This window comes from Rhodothermaceae bacterium, from assembly GCA_009838195.1.
GTDB lineage: Bacteria > Bacteroidota > Rhodothermia > Rhodothermales > Bin80 > Bin80.
In genome coordinates, this window is sequence record VXSC01000027.1 from 125578 (window position 1) to 131581 (window position 6004).

Consider the following 6004-nt stretch of genomic DNA (forward strand, 5'->3'; position numbering starts at 1 on the left):
TTCGCACTGCGCATCGGCCTCTGGTGCGTGGTCATTGGAGATTACGCGAGCCCGCTTCGTTTCCGCAATACCCATTCCAAGCCTAACAACAGGATGATGAATGCCAGAATCCACGGGATTCGTCGCAGATCAAATTCCTGTTCCTGAGACTGGGTGATCGGGGTAAATAAGCTGTCAGAGTTGAGCCGGTCCGAGAGTGTGTTTAAGGTCCCTTCGGTAAATAAATCTCCCCCAGAGCGGTAAGCGATTTGACGGAGCAGTGCTTCGTTACTCCTAGTGCTGCGGTACTCCAGATTGACGGAGCCGACCGTAAAGACGCCGCGATCCGTTCCCATAGATGTATTCATCCGTGTGGCTTGTGCAGTGTATGCGTAGGTTCCCTCGGGTAGTGCATCAATTCGTAGGGTAAATCGTCCGCTCCCTGCATTGGCCATGGTGTAGGGGTATTGAGTTCCGTCCGGTGCCGTTAGCTCGATGGTGACTACAGCCTCAGAAACTGGATTAAGGCTTTCATCATATACTTGGCCGGAAAAATCTATTGGCTCGCTCCCATCAAATGCGGTCAGCACCGGTTCGACACGTACAGTTCGATCATCCTCTGGTGTGGTAAGCCACTGCATCAGGTTCTCTACCACCTGCGGCCAGATACGAGGCATATCCACGGGGTTACCAGCGAGGTTCAACCACCGCCATGTCCCGGCCCCCAGGATCGCAGCCGTTCGATGCCCCGCTCGACTTCGTACCACAAGCAGCGGCTCGTCCAGCGTTATTCCGCGGAGGTTTACCTGCCCAAGAATTCGGCTATCTGAGGTCACGGTCCAATGTCCTGTGCTGGCCACTAGTGGGGGAAACCGCTCCCATAATGCTTCAGGGAAGTCCAGGATGGGGTCTCGGAATCCAGTCTGGGTGAGTTTTAGAGTAGCTTCATCATACAGTACATTATCCGTAGCCGGCAGCACCGGAAGCACGGTTGAAAGCTGATTTTGCAAGCGCTGAAGATCGGTTTGACGGGTCAGCATAAAGAGCAGCGGAACTCCGGATTGTGCGGCACGAACGACGACATTGAGTGAGTTATCGTCGGCTTCACGACCAGGGAAGCCAACCAGTATGATCGCATCGTAGTCATCCAATGAGTTTGGTAAATTGCCTTCGTAAAACCTGTCCGGTTGCATCTGGACATAGCTATCAACCTGACGCACTGGATCACGAGTTAATAGGTTACGCATAGCAATGAGATCGGGATGCGGCGCAGCAGCGATGAGGCAAATTTTCTGAGTTCGCTTTAAAACACGGACCGTAAATGTTTCACGATTATTTGCCAATGAAGCTTCATTTTCCAGCTCCGTAGTCCTCAGGGTGTATTGGAACAGTCCCTCTCTCCGGGGAATGAAGCTCAGCGAGGCTATGGATTCGCCTTCGGAAATGGTCAGGGTCTCGGAGGCCGCTAGGGAGTCCTCAACATAGAGGCTGGTCGTGACCGTTTCATCCGAATAGCCTCGTAGTAGTAACGACACATCAACGGGGACTTCCTGCCCAACGTGGGCCAATTCATTGGTCACCGTGCGAGCGATCATTAAGTCTTGCTGTTGGAGCGTGTCTCCTATAACCAGGGTATGGATGGGGATCCCGTAGTCGGCAGCTACATATACGGGGTTGCGCCCTGTGTTATACTGACCGTCAGAAATAAGCAGAACACTACGCAGATTTTCGTCACGTAGCGCAGTTCGGATCTCTTCCAGAGCCGTAGAGATGTCTGTGCGTGGAGCCGTATCCATTGCAGCAGTGAGGTTTTCGATAGGGCGTGTAGTCCCGCCAAATCCAAAATAATAGGTTTGCCCTTGGGTAGATGGAAGGGTTTCTGTCCGTTGGTGTTGCGCCATGCTCTGACTCTCATCAACCAGGACCGCTAGCACAGGTAAATCCTCTTGGTTGATGTTTCTGCGAATCGCCGGCTCAAATAACAGGGTGAGTAGGAGCACGAGTGCAATTCCTCGGAGCGTGGGGAGGAGCCATCGGTTGATTCCACGTAGTTTTGGCTCTGTCTGGCGGTAAGAAAACCATGTCAGCAAGCCAGCCAGTATCAATAGCAGAATCAGCGGCCACGCATGTAGTCCAAATTCAATCATCTACTACTGAAAGTCGCTTGATTTGGCTTGAATGTTGAATACCCGAACAATTACGTTCCCCAGGAGATGCAAAAGGTGATGAATGGTGCCTCCTCGTCTAATTTTGTGAAGAAGGATTCCGACTTTCGCCTCATTCCAGAATTACGATCAGTATCCCAAGCGGGTTAGCATACCCGACCGCGTTCGACCATCAAAATCCAGCGTATAGGCATAAACACCCGGAGGCAGATGAGCCCCATCAAATTGCAGAGGCATCCCTCCCGTTCGGATCGGTCCTTCATACACGGTTCCCACTTCTCGCCCGAGTACATCAATAATCACCAGTCGAGCATGGGAGACGGGCTGAACTGCCTCAATGGTGAAATGAACCACATCCTGAAACGGGTTCGGATAAGGTGTATGGATGGTCAGGTCGCTCGGAATGGGGAGGATATCATCGGAACGGTTGAGTGCGATCGCCTGCATAATTGCAGCGTCAGCATCTACGATTCCCCAACCAAGGTCATTATTTGGTGAGTTGGCTTGACTGGCGGTTGAAGTTAAAACGTGCCATACCTCTCTTGGTCCAAGATCTGGATTGACTTGAAGAATCTGAGTGACGATTCCTGCAACCATTGGAGCGGAAAAGGATGTTCCCTGTGAAAAGTTATAATTTCTTGCTCCTGCAGCCAGATATACTTCAATTCCCTGTGCGGACACATCAGGTTTTATGCGGCCATCAGCCGTTGGTCCGCGACTGCTGAAAGAAACTACCGGGCCGTCTGCCCACACCGCACCCACTGCAATTACCGAATCTCCGTCCGCAGGGGTGCCAATAGTTTGTGGACCCTCCCGGCCGGAATTTCCCGCACTGGTGATGGGAATAATCCCGCGGCTTGCTGCCCAATCCATCACGATGGTCGTTAGTCCAGTGTCACCGTCAAGATCATCCTTCGTGTAACTTTGTTGGCCGAGGTCAAAATCGAAGTACCCCAACGAAGAGGTGATCACGTCTACTCCTTCGGCCTCCATCCATTCCACCGCTACGACAAAGTTATCTTCTTCGATGTTGCGCTCATAAGGAGCACATTCTGTTACCGCCGCATAAATGTTTGCACCGTGACCAGGGCCAATGATCTGACCTTCGTCATATCCCACCGCAACAGACGCAACGGCCATTCCGTGGCTATTCGTCCCGAGACAAGGTTGTGATGAATCGCGTTGTGTGAAGTCACGGACCCCTTTGAGCCGATCATTCGTACGAATATGTGTCAATGAAGGATGGCTGAAAGGGGGTGTTGGATCTGAGCTAAAGTTGGTATCAATTAATCCCAAAGTAACCCCACTTCCATTAATCCCGCGCTCAATCGCTGGAATTGCATTGACGACATCCAGTTGGGTGCAGGAATCTCCCAAAAGGCTTGAAGGGCAGTTCGATGAAACTCTTGCGGGAATGACGGGGGATACCGGTGTACGTGGCAGCACGGCAGGGGACAGACGTGCGACGGGTCGTATGCTTCGCACATAGGGAAGAGCTGTAATTCGTTCAGCCTCCTCTTCACCTAGCAGTGCAGTGACCGCATTCAACCAGCGACTACGCTGCTCAATCTTGAGGCCGCTTTCTTGAAGATCTGCCTCGTATACCTGGGAGATTGGGGCATCCTGTAAGACAAACATAGGTGCGGACCTTGCCTCTCCACGTTGAGCGCGGCGAGTGATCGCCTTATCAGTCAAATAGCCCTCCTCGACTTGTGTATTCTTGCCGGAAATATCTTGCTTATCCGCCAGAAAGATCCAGTATTTAGTTTTTTCCTGAGCGGTTGCAAGATGGGGGATAGCGAACAGAAGCACGAAGAAGACAATTTTGCGCATGATGTTGGGATGAAATGGAGAATTGAACAGGCTATAACAATTTATGGTAGCCTACTATGGTGACGCACGATGAGGGTTCGTCAAACGAAACGCTTCTGGCAGGAGATCCTTGGTACGAAAACACTTGGGCGCTTGATTGCCCCGATCAAACCAGACATCGGACTCGGGAGCCACTTCGTATAGTACCTGCCTGCAGGCCCCGCAGGGGCTAGCTGCCGTTGATTTTGGGCAGGAAACATAGATACTTCGAATGGTTGATGCTCCTGCACTCATCGCTGTCGCAATAGCTGCACGTTCGGCACAAAGTATTCGTGTCCAGTCAGGGTACTCAATATTGGCACCTTGGAAATATTGAAGCTCATCCGTAACAGCAATTGCACCTACTGGGAAATTTGATTCCGGTATATCGGCATACTCCGCTGCGTGCCTTGCGAGGCGAATTCCGGTGTTTGGATCGATCGGTTTGGAAAATTGCTTACCCACGGTGAGTTGATTACCGATCCGATAGGTACACCCTGGCGTGCCAAAAAAGTCTTTATCCAATTGATCCAGAGATGGGGTAACGGTTTGAAGGATGGCGATTTTCTCCTCCTGTTTTACGGGACCACTGAAAAGAATGGCTACAATATCTTTTCTCCCAATTGAGGCCGTACTAACCAGCGCAGAAGACAGGGCAGGGATAACTAGAGAGTAAGAAGCATTTTCGATCCGAACCCCACATGCCCAGGCTCCATCTGACATAAGCACCAGTGCTGCTCTTGGTAGGCCGGAGTAGGGGGTAAAGGAGCGCAGTGCGGCTTCCTGGACATAATGTCGCAGTGGGTCAATATCCCAAGAATTTTTCATGCTTTCAGGAACGCTTGACACTATAAATTAGTTCGCTCGTGTTCCAGCCGGGATGGCGGAATGGTAGACGCAACGGACTTAAAATCCGTTGGCCGTAGGGCCGTGCGGGTTCGAGTCCCGCTCCCGGTACAATACGCAGTGCAGTGTTGCACGAAGGGATGCGCAAGGCACTGTACTCATCGTCTCCCCTAATGGGCGGCCAGCGTATTGCCTCACGGTGCTCGGCAATTCTTTAATGTTCAATTATTGACAAGCGTTATTGGAGTCCGAGGTCTTGAAGTTGTTTTGAGATAATCTCCAGCAATTCTTCTGGGGTCACCAAGGTTCCTTGAGGAGGGGTGATCGGTCCTTCAAGTCCTTCTTCAAGCCGTATGGCAACTATATCGAAACTACCTCTGAAGCCCTGATTGTCCATATCGGCCTTCATCTGTAATGGAAGCCCGGGTAAACCGCCAAACTGCATCGGTCCGGCCTTTGATGGAATCGCGGGTGAATACCAGGCAACTATGTTGAGGGTGTCTGATGAGAATGTGGCCTTATTGACAGGAAAGTTCAGAATCGTACTGTCTGAATCAACCAATGTCCAATCAATTGCATCATATTTTTGCGTCATCAAGTAAGTTGTGGATTGATCTAAGGTAGGTACTTGCGTTAATACCGTACCTTCCATATAATCAACGTAGGTCACCTGGACAGGTAGTTCTGCTCCAAATTGGCCCATCGCTCCAGAAACCAAAGATGAGAAGTCAGGTGTCAAGAAGGATTTGTGGTCGCTGAATTTCATATGCATCGAGAGAGTGAAGAACTGCTCTGGCATTTGCGACATTTCTTGCAACATCTGCTCAATCATGGTTGAATCCAGTGGCATGTCTGGCGGCATAATTTCCATGATCTTCTCCATGGAGGGCATTTTCATATTTATTCCAGTGGAGTACTCTACCGTCCCGTCTTGAGCGAGAAGGGTAGAGGGAGCGAGGGCAAACAGGAGGATCAAGTAGCGCATATAGATTATCGGTTGTATTTGAAAGCTAGTGGTTGATGAATTCAAAGTTGCTGTGGGCGTATGGAGATTCCCAGATGAATGATACAATAAAAGTTCTCCTGCGCCAAAGCACAGGAGGACTTTTTTAGATCTTATAGCAGGACGGTTCTGCCTGATTAGCGCTACCTTAGCGCGATCC

The 6004-nt window shown here is 50.7% G+C and carries 4 protein-coding genes and 1 tRNA gene; 1 reads left to right on the plus strand and 4 read right to left on the minus strand.

Annotated elements, in window-relative coordinates; translation table 11 throughout:
• Positions 1–41 precede the first annotated feature (41 nt).
• From F4Y64_06455 to F4Y64_06465, 3 genes are all read right to left on the minus strand, one after another.
• The gene (locus F4Y64_06455) at positions 42–2126 is read right to left on the minus strand and encodes a hypothetical protein (GenBank protein ID MXX97241.1); all 2085 of its coding nucleotides are present in this window, start codon (positions 2124–2126) and stop codon (positions 42–44) included.
• Positions 2127–2273: 147 nt separating this feature from the next.
• Positions 2274–3977, minus strand: a complete 1704-nt coding sequence (locus F4Y64_06460) for a S8 family serine peptidase (protein MXX97242.1) — start codon at positions 3975–3977, stop codon at positions 2274–2276.
• Positions 3978–4031: 54 nt separating this feature from the next.
• A complete protein-coding gene (locus tag F4Y64_06465; protein MXX97243.1) occupies positions 4032–4823 on the minus strand; it encodes a cytidine deaminase in 792 nt (263 codons plus the stop codon).
• A 46-nt stretch (positions 4824–4869) separates the two neighbouring features.
• Here F4Y64_06465 and F4Y64_06470 point away from each other — a divergent pair.
• Positions 4870–4952, plus strand: a tRNA-Leu gene (locus tag F4Y64_06470).
• Positions 4953–5079: 127 nt separating this feature from the next.
• Here the strand turns inward: F4Y64_06470 and F4Y64_06475 are convergent.
• Positions 5080–5826 carry a GLPGLI family protein gene (locus F4Y64_06475; protein ID MXX97244.1) on the minus strand — a complete coding sequence of 249 codons (747 nt, stop codon included), beginning with the start codon at positions 5824–5826 and terminating at the stop codon, positions 5080–5082.
• Positions 5827–6004 lie beyond the last annotated feature (178 nt).

Coding starts and splice junctions, on each gene's coding strand:
- F4Y64_06465 (MXX97243.1), bottom strand. CDS start 4,823: ATGAAAAATTCTTGGGATATTGACCCACTGCGACATTATGTCCAGGAA.
- F4Y64_06475 (MXX97244.1), bottom strand. CDS start 5,826: ATGCGCTACTTGATCCTCCTGTTTGCCCTCGCTCCCTCTACCCTTCTC.
- F4Y64_06455 (MXX97241.1), bottom strand. CDS start 2,126: ATGATTGAATTTGGACTACATGCGTGGCCGCTGATTCTGCTATTGATA.
- F4Y64_06460 (MXX97242.1), bottom strand. CDS start 3,977: ATGCGCAAAATTGTCTTCTTCGTGCTTCTGTTCGCTATCCCCCATCTT.